Origin of the sequence: Bosea sp. PAMC 26642, assembly GCF_001562255.1 — a bacterium.
Classification (GTDB): domain Bacteria; phylum Pseudomonadota; class Alphaproteobacteria; order Rhizobiales; family Beijerinckiaceae; genus Allobosea.
The window spans coordinates 4987076-5004427 of sequence record NZ_CP014301.1 but is presented as its reverse complement, the minus strand read 5'-3'; the positions used below and the strand labels follow the sequence as shown (position 1 = coordinate 5004427).

Sequence of the window (17352 nt, the reverse complement as noted above, 5' to 3'; positions counted from 1 at the left end):
AGATCGAGCCGCAGGGAATATCAGCCACCTCTGACGTGGTCATTTATCATCTAAGCCGTTCCATTTGGAGATGGCCGCAAAGCTCTCCCGGAGGCTTCATGCGTAGTTTCGACCCGGTGTCCTTGCGCCTGTTTGTCGCCGTCTGCGAGGAGGGAAACATCGCGGCCGCCGCCCAGAGGGAAGCGATCGTTCCCTCGGCCGTCAGCAAGCGCCTCGCCCAGATGGAAGGCGAAGCAGGCGTCAAGTTTTTTGAACGTGGTCGTCGGGGCGTGACGCTCACGGCCGCGGGCGAGGCGCTCTGGCGCTATGCGCGCGAGTCCCTGCAGATGCTCGACCGGATCAAATCGGACCTCGGCGCCTTTGCGCAGGGCGTGCAGGGCCAGGTTCGCGTTTTCGGCAGCAAGTCGGCGGTCGCTCAATTTCTGCCCCATGATATCAGTTGCTTCGCCAAGATGTACCGCGACGTCCGAGTGAGTTTGGAAGAGCGGGAAATCTGGGAGGTTGTAAGAGGCGTCGAAGAGGGACGAGCCGATATCGGCGTTTGCTGGGATGCTGTGGACTTCCGAGATCTGACCCTCTTTCCCTATCACCGCGATCACCTCGCCGTCGTCGTACCCCAGGGGCACCCACTTGCCAGCCGCGAGTCCGTCGCCTTCATCGAGACTCTCGACTACGAGCACGTCGATATCTTGGCTCGCAGCATCATGCAGCAAAGACAACGGAGTGCTGCAGGAGCGGCCGGAAAGCAGCTGATCCACCGGATCCAGGTCTCGACGGTGGATGCTGCCTACCGGATCGTCGCCGCGGGACTGGCGGTCGCCATCGTCCCGGGCGAGGAAGCGCGCGCGGTTCAGCAGTCGCTAGGTCTGACGGTGGTCCCGCTAACCGACTCTTGGGCCCGCCGCCAATTTGTCATCTCGACAAGGAACAGGGGGTTGTCGCTTCCTGCCAGTCTCCTGGTCGAAAAGCTCCGGGATGCGGCCGGCGCTGACAACACTGATCAGCGAGCCCATCCAACGTCTGCTGTCGGGCTACCATCGGATGTCAGGTAATGGCGCAAAGGAGGTGCCTTGCGCGCACCACTTAAGGCCCATGCACTTATGACCATTCCAACTTGACTTGTATCGAATTTGTATCTTTCATGTGGCATCCTTCCGTCGGGATGCGCGCTTGATCCGCTACCAGGAAATCGCCGAAAGCCTTGAACGCGGCCTTGCAGCCGGCGGCGCCGGCGCCCGTGCGGTTCCTTCCGAGCATGAACTCTGCGAGCGCTATCGCGCGAGCCGTACCACCATCCGCTCCGCCCTTAAGCAGCTTCAGGAGCGCGGGCTGATCGAGCGCCGCCAGGGCCAGGGCACGTTTTACCGTCCACGCCATATCGCCAAGCATCTCGGCAGCCTCGTCGATTTCCATACCGAGGCGCGCATGGCCGGCCGCGTGCCGACCACGCGTGTGGTGTCGCTGGTCGCGCGCCCGACCGCCACTGACGAGGCGGCGTTGTTTGGGCCGGCGGCTGCCGCCGGCCTTGTCGATCTCACCCGCCTGCGCAGCCTCGACGACGAGCCCGCGGTCCTGCAGCGCTCGCGCCTCGGCCTCGCCACGCTGGGCAGGGCCACGACGGCCGATCTGGAGAACGCCTCGCTCTATCGCTACCTTGCCGAATGCCGCGGCGTGCACGTCGCCATAGTGGAAGAGACGCTTGAGCCCTGGGCCGTCAGTGCCGAAGAGGCATCGCCGCTGGCGATCGCGCCAGGCACGGCGGTCTTCCGCTCTCAGCGCGTGGCGCGGGACGCAGCAGGTGCCGTGGTCGAGGTAAGCGACAACCTGATCCGTGGCGACATCTACCGCTTCACCATCCATCGCGACGTCTCCGACGTGGCGATGGGAGCGACGTCATGAGCGTGGTCCTCGCCTGCGATCTCGGCGGCACGAGCTTCCGCGCCGCGCTGATCGATGAAACGGGCGCGACGCTTGCGCAAGCCACGATCCTCGGCCCCACCGCGATCGACCGGATGGGGTGGTCGGAAATTGATGCGACCGCCTGGTGGCGCATCCTCGTCGAGGCGACCGGACAGCTCGTCGAGGCTGAGCCCGACTTGTTCGGCCAGACCGAGGCCATCGCGATATGTGGCGTCACGCGCACGCAGGTGTTCCTCGGCCGTGACGGACGCCAGTTGCGCCCCGCGATGACTTGGAAGGACACTCGCTCCGAGGCCGCCGCCGGCCGCTTGCGCGAGCGGCTTGGCGACCATCCCGAGGCCGAGCGTATCAATGCCTTCCACCCGCTGGCGCGCCTCGCCTGGCTGCGGGAAGAGGAGGAGGCCTGCTTCCGCGCGCTTGCCTGCGTGCTCGAGCCCAAGGATTATCTGAACGCCCGCCTCACCGGCCGCCAGGCCGGCGATCCCGTCTCGATGGCCCGGCTCCTCGCGGCGCGCGAGCCGGCGGGGGGTGTCGCACCCTTCGCGGCGATTGGGCTCGCCGCCGGCATTCTGCCGCCGCTGCTGCAGCCCTGCGACAGAGTCGGCTCCGTGCTGCCGGGCCTACCCGCACCGCTGGACCGGCTGGTGGGGGTGCCCGTCTTCTGTTCGTCCAGCGACACCTGGGTTGCGGTGGCGGGCCTCGGCGCGCTGCGGCCGGGCTATGCCTACAACATCTCCGGGACCACGGAGGTCCTCGGCGCCGTCGGCTTGGAGCCGGTCGAGGCCGAGGGCCTGCTGACGGTGGACTGGCTTGGCCTCTGGCAGATCGGCGGGCCGAGCCAGAACGGGGCCGACACCGTCACCTGGCTGCTTTCGCTGCTCGCGCGGGATGCCACGGGGCAGCGCTCGACTGGCCAGCGCATCGACGCGCTGCTGGCCGGGCGCCGGCATCCGCAGCCGCTGCTCTTCCTGCCCTATCTCCAGGGCGAGCGCGTCCCCTACTGGAATCCTTCGCTGCGCGGGGCGATCATCGGGCTGAACCGTCAGCACGGCGACACCGACCTCGCCTATGCCGTGCTGGAGGGCGTCGCGTTCCTCAACCGGATCGTGTTGGAGCGGGCTGAGACCGCACTCGGCGCGCCGGTTGCCGAGATCCGCTTCGGCGGCGGGGCGGCGGCCAATCCGGTCTGGAGCCAGATCAAGGCGGATATATGCGGGCGACCCGTGGTCGTCGGTGTTTCCGGGGAGCCCGGGCTGCTTGGTGCCGCCATCGTCGCCTGGACCGGGCTCGGCCGCTTCGCCTCGCTGGCCCAGGCTCAGGAGGCGCTGGTTCAGCCGGCGCGGCGCTTCACCCCGGAGCCCGCGCGCAAGGCCGCTTATGAGGCGCTGTTTTCCCTCTACCGGCGCAGCGAAGCGGCGCTGGCGCCGGTCTCTGCCGACCTTGCGACGCTGTCGCGCAGCGCCGGCGACCTGCCCGGCGTCCACGCCCTGCCCTCACCCGCACTAAGGACTAACCGCCCATGAAAACCCTCGTCCAGACCGATTTCGGCCGCGACCATCTCCTCATCGGCTGTGTCCACACACTCGCCTTGCCCGGCACCCCGCTCTACGACCGCAGCGGCGGCATGCGTAAGATCGTCCAGCAGGCGAAGGAGGAGGCGAAGATTCTAGAGGAGGCCGGCTTCCACGCGTTGCTCTACACCAACGAATCCGACATGCCCTACGAGGCCAGCATGCCGATCGAAGTCGTCGCCGCGATGACCGAGGTGATCGCCGAATGCCAGGCGCAGGCCACGCTGCCCCACGGCGTCAACATGCTGATCGACCCGCCGGCCTCGATCGCGGTGGCCCATGCCACGGGCGGGCGTTTTGTGCGCGCCTTCCTGACCGGCGGGCTGGTCGGCGACATCGGCATGATGACGCCGGACGGGGCCCGCGCGCTGCGCCTGCGGGCCAATCTCGGGGCAGAGCACATCCGCATCATCTGCAACGTCACGCCCGGCTTCTCGATCAATCTCGACACCCGCCCTGTCGAGCAGAAGGCCTCGGGCGCGGTGTTCATCGGGCTTGCTGACATCGTCTGCGTCGGCGGCCCCGCCGCCGGCAAGGAGGCCGACATCGCCGTGATCGAGAGCGTCGCCCGGCAGGTACCCGATACCCCCGTCGCGGTCGGCACGGGCGTGGCCGAGGAGAACATCGCGCGTCTGGCGGAGGTGGCCGAGCTCTTCATCGTCGGCACCTCGATCAAATACGATCGCCAGACGCTGAACCCGGTCGAGCCGCGCCGCGCCCAGGCGCTCGTGCGCGCCTATGAAAACCGTAAGGCGGCCTGAGGCCATGGCGGAACCGATCACGCTCGTCACGGGCGCTTCGGGCGGCATCGGCGGCGCACTCGCGGTGATGCTGGCGGCGCAGGGTCACCGGCTGGTGTTGTCGGGTCTCGACCAAAGCGGGCTCGATGCACTGGCGACGGATCTCGCGGCACAGGGCGCTTCCGTCGCGACGCTCGCCGGCGACGTCCGCCAGCGCCATCTCGCCCAGGCCTGCGTCGATCTCGCGGTCGAGCGGTTCGGCCGGCTCGACCATCTCGTGACCGGGGCCGGCGCCTCCCGGCCCGTCCCGATGGTCGAGATGGCGGATGACGAGTGGGACAAGCTCGTCGACATCAACCTCTCGGCCGTGTTCCGCATCTCGAAGGCGGCCGCGCGCCAGATGATCGCCCAGGGCGAAGGCGGCGCCATCGTCCACATCTCCTCAATCGCCCATGCCAATGGCGGGGCCAATCTCGCCTACGGCTCGGCCAAGGGCGGCGTCGCGACCCTCACCTACGGCATGGCGCAGCAGCTCGGCCCGCATGGGATTCGCGTGAATGCGGTTGCGCCAGGGATCATCGATACGCCTATGGTGCGCGGCGGCTTCGCGCAGCAGTTCGACGCGCTGGTCGCCGGTGCTGCCGTGCGCACGCCGCTTGGACGTTTAGGACGACCAGAGGATGTCGCTGCCGTGATCGCCTTCCTGCTTTCGCCTTCGGCCGCCTTCGTGACCGGGGCGCTAATCCCGATCACCGGTGGAATCGAGATACTGTCTCCGATCTCGACGATCGCGAAGGGAGCCTAAGCCGATGGGCCCGATCGATATACGCGAGGTGATCGGCCGATACGGCACGGCGATCGCGGGACTGGCGTTGATCGTCTTCTTCCTGCTCTTCGCGCCGAACTTCGCAAGCCCGATGAACATCATCAACGTGCTGAAGGATACGAGCTTCCTTGCCGTCCTGGCGCTGGGCTTCGCGCTCGCCTTCACGGTTGCAGAGCTCGACCTCTCGATCGCGGAGATGGCGAGCCTGGCAGCGGTGGTCTGCGGCTGGATGGTGCATTCACAATATCCACCCGCCGCAGCCGTTGGCGCGGCACTCGCGGTCGGAATCGTGCTCGGAAGCCTGAACGGCTATGGCGTCACGGTGCTGCGCATCCCCTCGCTGATCATGACCCTAGGCACGGCGGCCATCGCCAAGGGGCTGGCCTTCATGATCACCCAGGGCGTCGCCTTCACCGGGCGCTGGCCGGTGAGCTTCACCGGGCTCGCGCGCGGCTACACCTTCGGCCTGTCCAATCTCGTGCTCTGGATGACGGCTGCGACGTTGTTCGCCTGGGTCCTGGTGAAATGGACCCGGACCGGCGCGCATATGGTCGCCACGGGCGAGGCGGACGAGGCGGCCAGGCTCGCCGGCATCGCCACCGCCCGCATGAAGCGCATCGGCCTCCTGCTCGCTGGCGTCTTCGCGGGGCTGATGGCGGCGCTGCTCGCCGCAAACCTGTCCTCCGCCGCGCCCAACATGGCGGGCGACTACCTGCTCTACGCGATCGCCGCCGTGCTGCTCGGCATGACCATGTTTGAGCCCGGCAAGCCCAACATTGTCGGGACGGTCTTCGCGGCGCTGGTGCTCAAGGTGCTCGGCAACGGCTTGGTCCTGCTCGGCGCGCCCTATTACATCCAGGACATCGTTCTCGGCGTCATCATCATTGGCTCGGTCGCCTTCTCGGCCAGCGCGATGAAGAAGGCGGCATTCAAAGTCTGAACTGTTCGCCAACGATCAAAACGAGGGGAGACATCATCATGTTGGGTTTCAGGAAGATGCTGCTGGCCGCGGCCGCTATGGTCGCGCTGGGCTCGCAGGCACAGGCCTTCGAGGTCGGGATCATCGGTTTTCAGTTCTCGTCGGAGACGCATGCCCGCGTCGCAAACGCCGCCGCCGCCGCCGCCAAGGCCAAGGGCTGGGGCGTGACGCTGCTGAATTCGGAAGGCGCGCTGCCCAAGCATGCCGAGCAGTTCGACGCGCTGATCGCCAAGAAGGTCGATGCCATCATCATCGCCATGGGCAAGCCGGTCGAGGCCGACGCCCAGTTCAAGGCGGCCAAGGACGCGAAGATCCCGGTCATTACCGTGCAGTCGGGCTCGAGCCCGCATGCGCTGTTCGACATCCAGACCAACGAGTACAAGGTCGGCGCTGACGCCGCGCTCTATCTGCTCGGCCAGCTCGGCTACCAGGGCAACATCGCCACCGCGCGCTTCGACCTCAACGTCGCCTCGCGCATCCGCGGCCGCCTCCTCGACGCGGTGCTGGCGGAGAACCAGGGCGTCAAGGAAGTCGGCAAGTTCTCGATGGCCCGCACCCAGAGCTGGCGCGACGACGTCCGTGCCGGCATGCAGGCTTTGCTGCTGCAGAACCAGGGCAAGATCAACGGCATCTGGGCCTCGTTCGACGGGCAGGCATACATCATTGACGACCTGCTGCAGGCACAGGGGATCAAGAAGGGCCAGATCCCGCTGGTCTCGGTCGATGGCGGCAAGGAGACCTATGCCCGCATCGCCGATCCGGCCTCGACCTTCATGGCGACGGTGGCAATCCCCTTCGAGGCGATGGGCAAGCAGGCGGTCGACGCCATCCAGACAATCGTCGTCGACAAGAAGCCCAAGGAAACCGTCGCGAGCGGGCCGTATCTCTTCACGGACGCGGTGCTGGTCGACAAGACCAACGTGCAGCAGTTCCTAAAGTGAGCCCAAGGCGCGTCATGCTCGGGGAAGGCCCCGAGCATGACGCTCCGGAGTGTCCGGTGAGCGCCACCAGAGACTGACGCACCCCCCAGACCGCCAGCCCCGAAGGGCAAGCCCATGAGCGATCCCACCCCCCTCCTGTCCCTGCGCGGCATCGGCAAGAGCTACGGCCCTGTCGTCGCCGTTCGCGAGGTCGATCTCGACATTTTCGCAGGGGAGGTCGTCGCGATCTGCGGGGACAACGGCGCTGGCAAGTCGAGCCTGATCAAGGTGATCTCGGGAGCGGAGGAGCCGACAGCAGGCGCGATGAGCATGCGAGGCAAGCCGGTCTCCTTCGGCTCGCCTCATGACGCGCTGGAGCAAGGCGTGGCCACCATCTACCAGGATCTCGCGCTCGCGCCGCGGCTATCCATCGCCCAGAACGTGTTTATGGGCTCAGAACTGACCAAGCCCATCCTACTGCCCTTCCTGCGCGTGCTCGACAAGAAGCGCATGATAGCGGAATCGCAGCGCTATCTCTCGCAGCTTTCGGCTGCGGTGACGGACATGACGCGGCCGGTCGAGCGGCTCTCAGGCGGCCAGCGCCAGGCGGTGGCAATCTCGAGGGCGCTGCGCTGGAACGCCGAGATCATCATCATGGACGAGCCGACAGCGGCGCTCGGCGTCAAGGAGAGCGCGCTGGTGCTCGGGCTCATCCGCAAGCTCAAGGCCGACGGGCGCACCGTCATCCTGATCAGCCACAACATGCGCGACGTGGTGGCACTGGCGGATCGTGTGGTGATCATGGGCGCGGGGCGCAAATATGTGGACCGCCCGGTTGGCGATCTGACGGCCGACGACATCGCCCACATGATTATGGCCGGCAACGCGAAGGCGGCCTGAGCGGATGCGCGAGGCCATCATCATTGACACCGATCCGGGCCAGGACGACGCGGTCGCACTGCTGCTTGCCTTCGCAGCCAGCGACATGCTCGATCTGCGCGCCATCACGACGGTTGCCGGCAATGCGCCGGTGGCGCAGACCACAGCCAACGCCCTGCGCATCCGCGATCTCGCCGGAGCCGCGGCCGCCTCCTTGCCTGTCCATGCCGGCGCCGAGGGGCCGCTGCTGTTCCCGCTAGCTACGGCCGAATTCGTCTGCGGGCCGGACGGGCTCGCCGGGGCCGGACTGCCTCCGCCGGCGAGCGAGGCCGATCCTGGCCACGCCGTCGAGGCGATCATCGCTCTCTGCCGGGCGACGCCCGACAGCGGCGTCACGCTCTGCCCGCTCGGGCCGCTGACCAATCTGGCGCTGGCCTTCCGGCTCGCCCCCGACATCCTATCCAAGGTGAAGCGCATCGTGCTGATGGGCGGGGCCATCGGGCTCGGCAACATGACGCCGGCGGCAGAGTTCAACATCCATGTCGATCCCCATGCCGCGGCGATCGTCTTCGGCTGCGGCCGCCCGATCGTGATGATTGGCCTCGGCGTCACGCTGCAGGCAATCGCGAGCCACGTGCAAGTCGCGCGGATCGGTGCACTCGGCACCGCCACGGGCACGGCCGTACACGGCATGCTGACGCGCCCAAGGCCGGGCGAGCTCGGCACGGCCGGGCATCCGATGCACGACCTCTGCGTGATCGCCTGGCTGCTCTGGCCGGAGCTGTTTTTGGGGCGCGACTGCCATGTCGAGGTCGAAACCGGCGCAGGGTCGCTCCGCGGGCGCACAACGATCGACTGGAATGGCCGCCTCAAGCGCGAGCCCAACACCCACGTCGTCGCCACCGTCGAGGCGACGACGCTGTTCGAGCGCCTGATTGAGCGTCTCGCCACCCTGCCCTGACTGCCTTTGAGGATCAGCTATGTCCCATCTGGTTGAGGAATTGCGCGCCGAGGCGACAGAAGCCATCGCCGCGATGCGCACGGCCGCGCTCGCCGCCCGCCATCTCCATGCCCGCGCCGAGCTGATGCGCCACATGCTGACGACGGCCCGCAAGGTGAAGGACAAGCCGAAGGCCGAGGCGGTCGAGGCCGTGGTGCGTGAGTGGATGGACGCCTGGAATCTAGACAGGCACGACTGGCCACAAATCGCATACGAAATGGAAAGCTTCACCGCCGCTTTCCACGACTATGCCAACGGTTCAAACGACGCCCACGACCAGCGTCTCCGCCAGAGCTGTGACGCGCTTGACGCCGCGTTGGCGCGCGAGGGCACCTCGATTTCCGAACAGATGGCCTACCGGTCCCAATGTGCCTATGGCTGGTGGGAACTGGTAAAGCCTGTACCCCTCAATCTCCCTGGAAAAAGGCCTCGACCTTCGGTTCCACAGCTCGGGCCCGGTCAACCATTCTGGGAAGTAGGCTGCGCAGATTTTTGCAGATGACGGCCGGCGAACCGGCGCCCCGAGTGGTTAATATGGTTACGGGTGATACCCGTGCACCCGAGAAGGCGCGGGCTCGGCTTGTGCCGCGGGGAAAACAGAAAAATGCCACTGGGGTTTGTCGAGAGTACCACCAAAAGGCGCCACACCGTTTCAGGGTCAGCTTTCGGGAAGTAGGCCTATGTCTGGAGGTGGCGCAAATTAGCGTAGTGAATTCGGGACCGGAGCATTGCTGCGTTTCAGCATACTTTGGCGCGAGACCCGCAAGATGCCTCCCGCGCGGTCATTGTAGAGAACCGCGTCAGCTGCGCCTGTGCGGTAAACTGAACACGAGAAGATCTAGTTGCCCATCATTGTTCGCGGTAGCCACAGGATAATCTCCGGAAATGCCAGCATCACCCCAATGATCCCGATGTGGGCGATGAAATGCGGCATGGAGCCCCTGAAAACCTCCTGGACTGGACGACCCGAATAACGGGCGACAACGAAGCAGTTCAGTCCCACCGGCGGCGTGATCATCCCGACCTCGGCCGTTACGATCTTGATGATGCCGAACCAGAGCGGGTCGAACCCGAGCACTTTGACGAGCGGCAGTACGATTGGCACAGTCAGGACGAGGATCGCGATCTGGTCCATGAACGTGCCGAGCACGATGTAGCCGCAGAGGATCAGCACCATGATGACCCAGCGCGAGACTTCGAGCGCGCCGACCCACGCGACGAGGTTCTGTGTCACCTGCGTCAGGGTGAAGAAATAACCGAAGATGTGGGCGCCGAGCAGGATCATCACGATCATACAGGTGCCGTTGGCCGAGCGGCGCAGCACGCGCACGAGCGAGGAGCGGTTGACCTTGCCGTACTGTCAACGGCGGTCGGATTCCAGGCCATCGGGGCGGAGTCAAAGCAGGCCAGTGGCGGCGCGGGCGGACGATATGCAAAGGGCCCCGATCGGGGCCCTTTGCATATCGTCGTGCTCGTTTCTGATTAGCCTGTGGTGATCTCTCCGGTTTCGGGATCGACGTGCTCAGCAGTGGCCTGGTTTTGCTCCGCCACGGCGAGGCTGCGCCGTCGGCCGGCAGATTGCTTCAGCCGATAGCTGTCGCCGTTCATTGCCAGGATGCTGACGTGGTGGGTGAGCCGGTCGAGCAGCGCGCCTGTGAGACGCTCCGATCCCAGGATCGAGGTCCAGTCCTCGAATGGTAGGTTCGAGGTCACGATGGTCGAGCCGCGCTCATAGCGCTGCGAGAACGTCTCGAACAGGAGTTCGGCCCCGGTCGGCGACAACGGTACATAGCCGAGCTCGTCGACGATCAGCAGCTTGACCGCCTGCAGATCGCGCTGAAGCTTGAGCAGGCGTCTCTCGTCGCGGGCCTCCAGCAACTGGTTGACCAGCGAGGCCGCCGTCGTGAACGTGACGGAGAAGCCCTTCTGGCAAGCCGCCAGCCCAAGCGCCAGCGCGACATGGGTTTTGCCGGTACCGCTGTTGCCGAGCGCGATGATGTTCTCACGGCGCAGGAGATAACCGCAGCGCGCCAGCTCCAGCACGAGCATCTTGTTGAGGCCAGGGATGGCGGCGAAGTCGAAGGTGTCGAAGCTCTTCACCGCCGGGAACCGCGCTGCCCGGATGCGCCGCTCGACCGTGCGGCGCTCGCGATCAAGGAGTTCGAGCTCGATCAGGCGCAGCAGATAGCGGGGATGATCGACACCATCACGCGCGCATTCGCGGGCAACCTTGTCATACTCGCGCAGCACCGTCGGCAGTTTGAGCTGCTTGAGATGGTGGGCCAGGAGGACCTGGGGCGTGCTGCTGGTCGTTCCCGTTGGCATCGCGTCGCTGGTGGTGCCGGTCATGCCGCTTCCTCCGGCAGGAGCACGGCATAGTCGGCAGCCGAGGTCGTCCTCACCGTCGTCCTGGGCAGATGAGGATAGGCCGACAGGTCGAGACGAGCTGGCCTGCGCTCGATCCGCGCCAGCGCGATCAGCTTGACCGCGTCGAAGCCGATGGCGCCGAGCGTGATCGCCTCGGTCACGGCGAACGTCACGACCTCAAGCGGCAACGCCTCCAGCAGCCGCAGCACCTGGATGAACTCGCGCTTGCCGCGATTGCCCATACGCGCCTCCAGCAGATGGCGCAGATGCTGGAAGACCTCGGGCAGAGCCCAGTCTTGCAGCGCCGCCGCCTGGTCGAGTGCATTGGGCTTGGTCTCGATCAGAGCGAGATAATGCAGCGGGTTGGAGACGAACACGCCTTCGCCGTAGCAGCGCGGGTGACGGGCAATCTCGGCCCCGCGGCACAGGATCACGACCGCGTCGACGAAGCCCTTCACCATGACGTCCTGGAAGCCATAAGCGGTCGGCACCGAGTAATCGTTGGAGCGGTAGCGGACCAATGCGGTCGATGAGACCCGGCCGCTGCGCTTCTCGCACGGTTCCAGCGGCACGGCCGGCAGGTCGCGCAACCCCGCCAGATCGGCGACAAGCCGTTCCCCGATCGTCCCGGCATGCCGTCCGGCGCGTTCGCCCTGCCGGAGGCGGCATTGCTCGGCCAGTCTGGCGTTCAGCGCCTCGAAGCTCGCCACCACCGGGATCGGCGTCATGAAGTTCGAGCGGGCGTACTTCACCAGCCCCTCGACCTTGCCCTTGTCGTTGCCCTTGCCGGGACGGCCGAAGCGGTCCCGGAACAGGTAATGGCTGACCAGTTCGGTGAAGGCGCGAGTTCGCTCGCGCTTGCCGTCGCCGCAGATCTTCGCCACCGCGATGCGCGTGTTGTCGTACAGGATCGACAGCGGCACCCCATCGAAGAAGCAAAACGCCGAGACGTGCCCGTCCAGGAACGCTTCCGTTGTCTCGCGGGGATAGGCCTTCACGAAGCAGGCATCCGACTGCGGAAGGTCCATGCAAAAGAAATGGATCTTCTGCCGGACCCCGCCGATCACGGCGATCGCCTCGCCGAAATCGACCTGAGCGTGCCCGGGCGGATGCGCCAGCGGCACGAAGGTCTCGCGCCCTCGCGCCCGGCCGACCCGCACATAATCCTTCACCACGGTGTAGCCGCCAGCAAAGCCATGATCGTCGCGCAAGCGCTCGAAGATCCGCTTCGCCGTGTGGCGCTGCTTCACCGGCGCGCCCCGGTCAGCCTCCAGGATCGCGTCGATCACCGGCAGTAGCGGGCCGAGCTTCGGCTTCTCGGCAGGCTTCGTTCGCGTGTACCCCGGCGGCAGCGAAAACCGGCACATCTTTGCGATCGTCTCGCGGCTCAGACCAAAAACACGCGCCGCCTCGCGACGGCTCTTCCCCTGAATGAAAACAAAATCACGAACCGCCGCGTAGACCTCCACAGCGAACATCCCCGCCAACCCCAAAAGGGATCAGCCTATCCAGTGGCCGACTTTTACGCCGCCCGCGCGACCACAAACGGCGGCGCTCCAATGGATGGTTTTGTCACCGCCCTGCACAAGCGCCATCGCGCCGCCCGATCCGCCATTGATCGCTCTCTGGATCAACTGTCTTAACTGGGCACCAAAGGGCTGTGGAGACGCCGACACGGTGCGGTCGCGCAACACCAGCCCGTGCATCTGCGCGCTACGGATTGCCGTCTGGCTGGCGAACAGTACGCTGGCCCAACGATCGACGATGACGACGCCCGTTGTTAGCAAGTCGAGTGTCTTGAGGCTTGCGTCGCGCAGCGCCTCGTATTGTTCGACCCGAAGATGGAGCTGGGAGGCCCGCTGAAGATGCGGGATCAACCGTTGCAAGAGGAAACGCTGGTCATCGTGCATGACCCCCTCGCCGACCGAGCGGGTCATATTGAAGGCTACCGCTAAATCGGGGCGCGAGATCAAGGGCGTCATGTAGTTATGGACAATCCCCTGCGGCTCCAGCACGTCGGCGTAGAATTCCGACTGTGCCAGTTCGCCGAGCGGCAAAATCTCGTCGGACAGCACAAGCGCCATCGCAGGTTGGACGAACATGTGAGCGGACCACGGGTTCGCGAAATGCCGCTCTTCATAGAGCTTGCTGCAATCGGGATCGAGCCGTCCCAATGAACGGCCGAGAATTTCACCGCGGTAGGGTGCCATCTGGTACATGATCCCGCCCATGCTGCCTGTCATGTCCGCGATCTTGATCAGCACTTCGGACCAGAGTTCCGGGCTGAGAGCCGCGTCGTAGATCAAGTCGATGATGGCCGCACTGCTGTCCTCGCGGTCCGCCCTCATACGCGCCGCTCCATGAAATCGAGTTTGATTGGAACGCTTCAAGCAAAATTACGATTGGGCATAAGCACGCCGGACAACGTCGGCGCAGCATAGTATTCGCATGGTCAGCGACGTCTGGATGACCGACGAGGCGTGCGGCACTGCACAGCCTATGCATGATATGAGCCAGCCCGGCGATTTAAGCCTGCAAATCAGGTGCGTCGTCACCCAATCGGGTGATGTGCTCGCTTGGTGAGTCGCACTAAATTCAAGCCCCGAACGGCGGCGGGGACGAACAAAATGGCGGCCTACGGAACATGATTGGCTTCCTGGCGGCGGCCGCAACCCTGGCGACGTTCTGTCAGACCGATATTCGCAGGCTCCGTTCCTGGGCCGTTATGGCGAATTGCCTCTTTATTCTCTACGCGTGGATTGGTGTCTACGCTCCGGTGCTTGTGCTTCATGTAATTCTATTACCAATAAATCTTCGAATGTTATTTCTGAGCGGTCGGACCATAAAGCAGTGATATTTCTATGCTTTGAGTTCCAGAAATGGGGATTGGGATGCGAGACGTGCTGGGCGGGGCACACAAAGCGATTGCGTCACCCGATGGGATGACGACAGACCGTGCGCGCGAAAGCCTTATAGCCTCCTTCAATACCTAGGAGGTCAACATGCATTGGTTACACATTTCTACGGCTGTTAGCATTGTTGTTTTGAATGCGTTAAGCTTAAATCAAACGGCAGCGCAGCCTTCGCCGGTCAAGACGCTAACCGCCTGTCAGGCTTGGGACGCGACGATCAGGAAAACCCTTGTTCTCCATGAGTATTTAGGAATTCTAGATCAAGCGCTTTCGAAAAGCATTCCACGAAAATTGGAGCTGTTGTCTACCAAATGTGACGAAAAAACGCTTATTACTGCTCTTGATGGATACGCCGTCTTGGCTCAACAACTCTACGATGATAGCGAGCCGGTATTCTAAGATATAAGCAGCATACCCGCTGGATGCGGCCGGCAGGCGGCCCAGCATTGAGGCAGGCTCAGGCCGTTGAGGTCGTTAACGGCTTCGATCTCGACCACGTGAGCGCGACCGACATCAGCAACTGGAACGGATAATCGCGACGTATAGTCCGGTTTTTGGCAGGCGCTTAGCTTCTGCTCTTGGCGCGATGGAACCCAATGTCTTTGTTTTAAGGTGCGTTCGTTCGCTGACCCTTGGCAGAGGATGTATGCGAACGCTTGCCAATGATCCGACACCGCAATGGGGCTTGCAGAAATTCGAGCCAGGGGTGCCGCCGCTAGCGGAGGCCTCTCGCCACTGACGAGTATTCCGCTGGATCTTGGGTGCAGGTCCGCCGCAACCTGGCGAGAGAAAGGGGCCCTCCGTCCTATTCGCGCAACGTCGGTCGATCTTGATGCGCAACTCCCCTTGCGAGTGGGGTTGGCCCGCGTATTCTCCGCGCCTGGCGCCGACGCCGAGGCGCCGGAGGATATGCAGATGCCTTTCCGCAACCTTGTCGCCGAGCCCGACGTGCTGGCCAAGCTATCCGCAGCCTTCGATGTGGCATGGACCGCAATAGGGCCATCCATTGATCCGCTGGATCGATCTGCGGAGCGAGAGTACTTGGGCTCGATCATCTTCGGTCTGTGGGAGTGCGGCGAGACGGAAGCGCTCGCCGCACAGGCGGTGATCAAGTTTCAAGAATCGCCGCGCCTTTTCTCGTCAGACGTGCGACCCGATGCGAGAGACCCCGAGAGCGCACCATCGCCGACAGATGCGATGATATTAAAATGAACGCGTTGCTGCCGATGGTGACGGCCAGGCAGATGGCCCAAAGCCAAAGTGATATCGACATCGGGTGACCGGATCAGAGTTTCGGGCCAGTCCCCATAGTGCGGATGGCCGCTGCGATTTCATCTGCAGCCTTATCCTCCACCGCCGCCTTCTCCTCCTCCGCCTTCCGCGCGTCTTCGGCGGTCTGCGCATCGAACGTCAGCGATGCTTGATAGATCTGCTCGCCGGCCTCGTCTGCCACCTTCACATGGAAGTCAGCATGAGATCCGTTCGGCAGTTTTTCACGCGCCATTTCGGAGAGGGCGATCTGGGCATCGTCCGTTGCCGCCTTCTCAGTCGGGAACTCCATGCTTTCTCGGACAGGCTCTGCGCTCTTGCCCTCGTCGGTCGTAACGATGAATTTCGGCATTCGACGAACTCCTCGCGGTTCGTCTACAACTTCGGATGTCAGGCCCTGTTCCGGCTGAGCGCTACGGTCATGACGGATCATCGTCCTGCGTTGAATGACCGTCGCGAGGGTATTTGAGACGGTTGATCTCGGGCGCGGCATTGAGCTTCAGGCTGTGCAAAGAAATACCCCGTCGCGCCGGGGGAGCACAACGGGGCAAAGGCAGCCTCTCCAGAAGTTCCACAACGATGGTCTCGCACCGCTAATTTTGGGTAAAGCGACCCGACCGATTCCGTTATGATGTTTTAAGCACTCCCAAATGCGGTGGTGCTCCCGCCGATGGCTGCGCACAATGACGCTTGATCCACTCCGCCCTAGTCAGTGACGGTTCAAGCTCCTGACGTGCTCCCTGAAAACCCGGCCAGTCTGAACTGGAATTTTCCACTTATGATCCCGGGATCGGGACGAGGAGAGTTCCATGGAAGGCATCGAAGTTCACCGAGGCGCAGATCGCGTTCGTTTTGAAGCAGGCTGAGGGTGGCGCGTCGATCGCGGAAGTTTGTCGGAAGGCCGGCATTTCGGACGCGACGTTCTATAACTGGCGTAAGAAGTATGCGGGCCTGATGCCGTCGGAGATGAAGCGGCTGCGGCAGCTCGAAGATGAGAACGCGAAGCTGAAGCGGATCGTGGCGGACCTGTCGCTCGACAAGGCCATGCTGCAGGATGTGCTCTCAAAAAAGCTCTGAGGCCTGCACGCAGACGCGAGCTCGTGGACAAGCTGCGGGGTGAGTGGAAGGTCTCGACGCGGCGCCTGCTCGGCGCTGCGGATCGACCGCTCGCTCTACGTCTACAAGTCAAAGCAGTGCGCGCAGGCCGAGCTGACGCATCGGATCAAGGAGATCTGCGAGACGCGTGTGCGATATGGCTATCGCCGCGTGCATATCCTGTTGCAACGGGATGGCTGGGCGGTGAACCCGAAGCGGATCTATCGCCTTTACAAGGAGTTGGGCCTGCAATTGCGCAACAAGGTGCCCAGGCGCCGGGTCAAGGCGAACCTGCGCGAGGACCGTCATCCGGCGACCCAGACGAACGAGAGCTGGGCGATGGATTTTGTCCACGACCAGCTCGCGACGGGCCGCAAGATCCGGGTCCTGACCGTGGTCGACATCTTCTCCCGGTTCTCGCCGGCCGTCGATCCGCGGTTCAGTTATCGCGGCGAGGACGTCGTCGTGACGCTTGAGCGGATCTGCGGCGGCATGGGCTACCCCCGGAACATCCGCGTCGACCAGGGCTCGGAGTTCGTCAGCCGGGACCTCGATCTCTGGGCCTATCAGAAGGGCGTCGTGCTCGACTTTTCCCGGCCAGGCAAGCCGACCGACAACAGCTTCATCGAGTCGTTCAACGGCAAGTTCCGGGCCGAATGCCTGAACACGCACTGGTTCATGAGCCTTGACGACGCCCGGGCAAATGGAGGCTTGGCGTAGAGACTACAACGAGGTCCGGCCACACAGCGCCATCGGCAACAAGCCGCCGATATCGCTGATGAACGGCTCTCCGGCGCCCCCGTCGGCATGAGCCCTAACCCCGGAAGATTCCAGCTCGCGCTGGCCCAAAATCGGGGAGCACATCAGGCTGAGC

Annotated in this window: 16 protein-coding genes and 2 pseudogenes; 13 read left to right on the top strand and 5 right to left on the bottom strand. The window is 64.2% G+C overall.

The genetic code is table 11. The annotated features are described in order from the left end of the window. Nucleotides 1-98 precede the first annotated feature (98 nt). The 10 genes from AXW83_RS23915 (at nucleotide 99) to AXW83_RS23870 (ending at nucleotide 9337) form a co-directional block, all read left to right on the top strand. Nucleotides 99-1052, top strand: a complete 954-nt coding sequence (locus tag AXW83_RS23915; RefSeq protein WP_066618350.1) for a LysR family transcriptional regulator — start codon at nucleotides 99-101, stop codon at nucleotides 1050-1052. A 118-nt stretch (nucleotides 1053-1170) separates the two neighbouring features. Further along, entirely contained in the window at nucleotides 1171-1899 is a 729-nt protein-coding gene (locus AXW83_RS23910; RefSeq protein ID WP_066618348.1) for a GntR family transcriptional regulator, read from the top strand. Next, complete coding sequence (locus AXW83_RS23905) at nucleotides 1896-3443, top strand: xylulokinase (RefSeq protein ID WP_082767370.1); 1548 nt, start codon at nucleotides 1896-1898, stop codon at nucleotides 3441-3443. The genes AXW83_RS23910 and AXW83_RS23905 overlap by 4 nt, the downstream gene beginning before the upstream one ends. After that, on the top strand, nucleotides 3440-4252 hold the full coding sequence (locus AXW83_RS23900) for a BtpA/SgcQ family protein (protein ID WP_066618346.1): 813 nt from the start codon (nucleotides 3440-3442) through the stop codon (nucleotides 4250-4252). The genes AXW83_RS23905 and AXW83_RS23900 overlap by 4 nt, the downstream gene beginning before the upstream one ends. Nucleotides 4253-4256: 4 nt before the next feature. Then, entirely contained in the window at nucleotides 4257-5036 is a 780-nt protein-coding gene (locus AXW83_RS23895; RefSeq protein WP_066618338.1) for an SDR family NAD(P)-dependent oxidoreductase, read from the top strand. A 4-nt stretch (nucleotides 5037-5040) separates the two neighbouring features. Continuing rightward, nucleotides 5041-5997 carry an ABC transporter permease gene (locus AXW83_RS23890; RefSeq protein WP_210179625.1) on the top strand — a complete coding sequence of 319 codons (957 nt, stop codon included), beginning with the start codon at nucleotides 5041-5043 and terminating at the stop codon, nucleotides 5995-5997. A gap of 38 nt (nucleotides 5998-6035) precedes the next feature. Further along, the gene (locus AXW83_RS23885) at nucleotides 6036-6977 is read left to right on the top strand and encodes a sugar ABC transporter substrate-binding protein (protein ID WP_066618336.1); all 942 of its coding nucleotides are present in this window, start codon (nucleotides 6036-6038) and stop codon (nucleotides 6975-6977) included. A gap of 114 nt (nucleotides 6978-7091) precedes the next feature. Further along, nucleotides 7092-7856 carry an ATP-binding cassette domain-containing protein gene (locus tag AXW83_RS23880; RefSeq protein ID WP_066618333.1) on the top strand — a complete coding sequence of 255 codons (765 nt, stop codon included), beginning with the start codon at nucleotides 7092-7094 and terminating at the stop codon, nucleotides 7854-7856. 4 nt (nucleotides 7857-7860) lie between these two features. Beyond that, the gene (locus AXW83_RS23875) at nucleotides 7861-8796 is read left to right on the top strand and encodes a nucleoside hydrolase (RefSeq protein WP_066618331.1); all 936 of its coding nucleotides are present in this window, start codon (nucleotides 7861-7863) and stop codon (nucleotides 8794-8796) included. 19 nt (nucleotides 8797-8815) lie between these two features. Next, a complete protein-coding gene (locus AXW83_RS23870; protein WP_066618329.1) occupies nucleotides 8816-9337 on the top strand; it encodes a hypothetical protein in 522 nt (173 codons plus the stop codon). 336 nt (nucleotides 9338-9673) lie between these two features. Here the strand turns inward: AXW83_RS23870 and AXW83_RS23865 are convergent. From AXW83_RS23865 to AXW83_RS23850, 4 genes and pseudogenes are all read right to left on the bottom strand, one after another. Beyond that, nucleotides 9674-10144 (bottom strand): annotated as a pseudogene (locus AXW83_RS23865) (TRAP transporter large permease subunit); the annotation flags it as partial. 173 nt (nucleotides 10145-10317) lie between these two features. Continuing rightward, nucleotides 10318-11160 carry an IS21-like element helper ATPase IstB gene (gene istB, locus AXW83_RS23860; RefSeq protein ID WP_066620442.1) on the bottom strand — a complete coding sequence of 281 codons (843 nt, stop codon included), beginning with the start codon at nucleotides 11158-11160 and terminating at the stop codon, nucleotides 10318-10320. A 20-nt stretch (nucleotides 11161-11180) separates the two neighbouring features. After that, nucleotides 11181-12680, bottom strand: coding sequence for an IS21 family transposase (istA, locus tag AXW83_RS23855; RefSeq protein ID WP_066614042.1), 1500 nt, complete (start codon nucleotides 12678-12680; stop codon nucleotides 11181-11183). A 21-nt stretch (nucleotides 12681-12701) separates the two neighbouring features. Next, nucleotides 12702-13550: a hypothetical protein gene (locus AXW83_RS23850; protein WP_066618327.1), complete on the bottom strand. Its 849-nt coding sequence runs from the start codon at nucleotides 13548-13550 to the stop codon at nucleotides 12702-12704. Between the two features lie 654 nt (nucleotides 13551-14204). On the opposite strand from AXW83_RS23850, the gene AXW83_RS27365 reads away from it, so the two are divergent. Together AXW83_RS27365 and AXW83_RS23835 are read left to right on the top strand one after the other, a co-directional pair. Continuing rightward, nucleotides 14205-14513: a hypothetical protein gene (locus AXW83_RS27365; RefSeq protein ID WP_156640355.1), complete on the top strand. Its 309-nt coding sequence runs from the start codon at nucleotides 14205-14207 to the stop codon at nucleotides 14511-14513. A gap of 516 nt (nucleotides 14514-15029) precedes the next feature. Next, nucleotides 15030-15326 (top strand): hypothetical protein, encoded by a 297-nt coding sequence (locus AXW83_RS23835; RefSeq protein WP_156640353.1) that lies wholly within the window; start codon nucleotides 15030-15032, stop codon nucleotides 15324-15326. Nucleotides 15327-15399: 73 nt separating this feature from the next. Here the strand turns inward: AXW83_RS23835 and AXW83_RS23830 are convergent, their stop codons facing one another. After that, complete coding sequence (locus tag AXW83_RS23830; RefSeq protein ID WP_066618315.1) at nucleotides 15400-15735, bottom strand: DUF6894 family protein; 336 nt, start codon at nucleotides 15733-15735, stop codon at nucleotides 15400-15402. A 437-nt stretch (nucleotides 15736-16172) separates the two neighbouring features. On the opposite strand from AXW83_RS23830, the pseudogene AXW83_RS23820 reads away from it, so the two are divergent. Then, nucleotides 16173-17289 (top strand): annotated as a pseudogene (locus AXW83_RS23820) (IS3 family transposase). The last annotated feature ends 63 nt before the right edge of the window (nucleotides 17290-17352 follow it).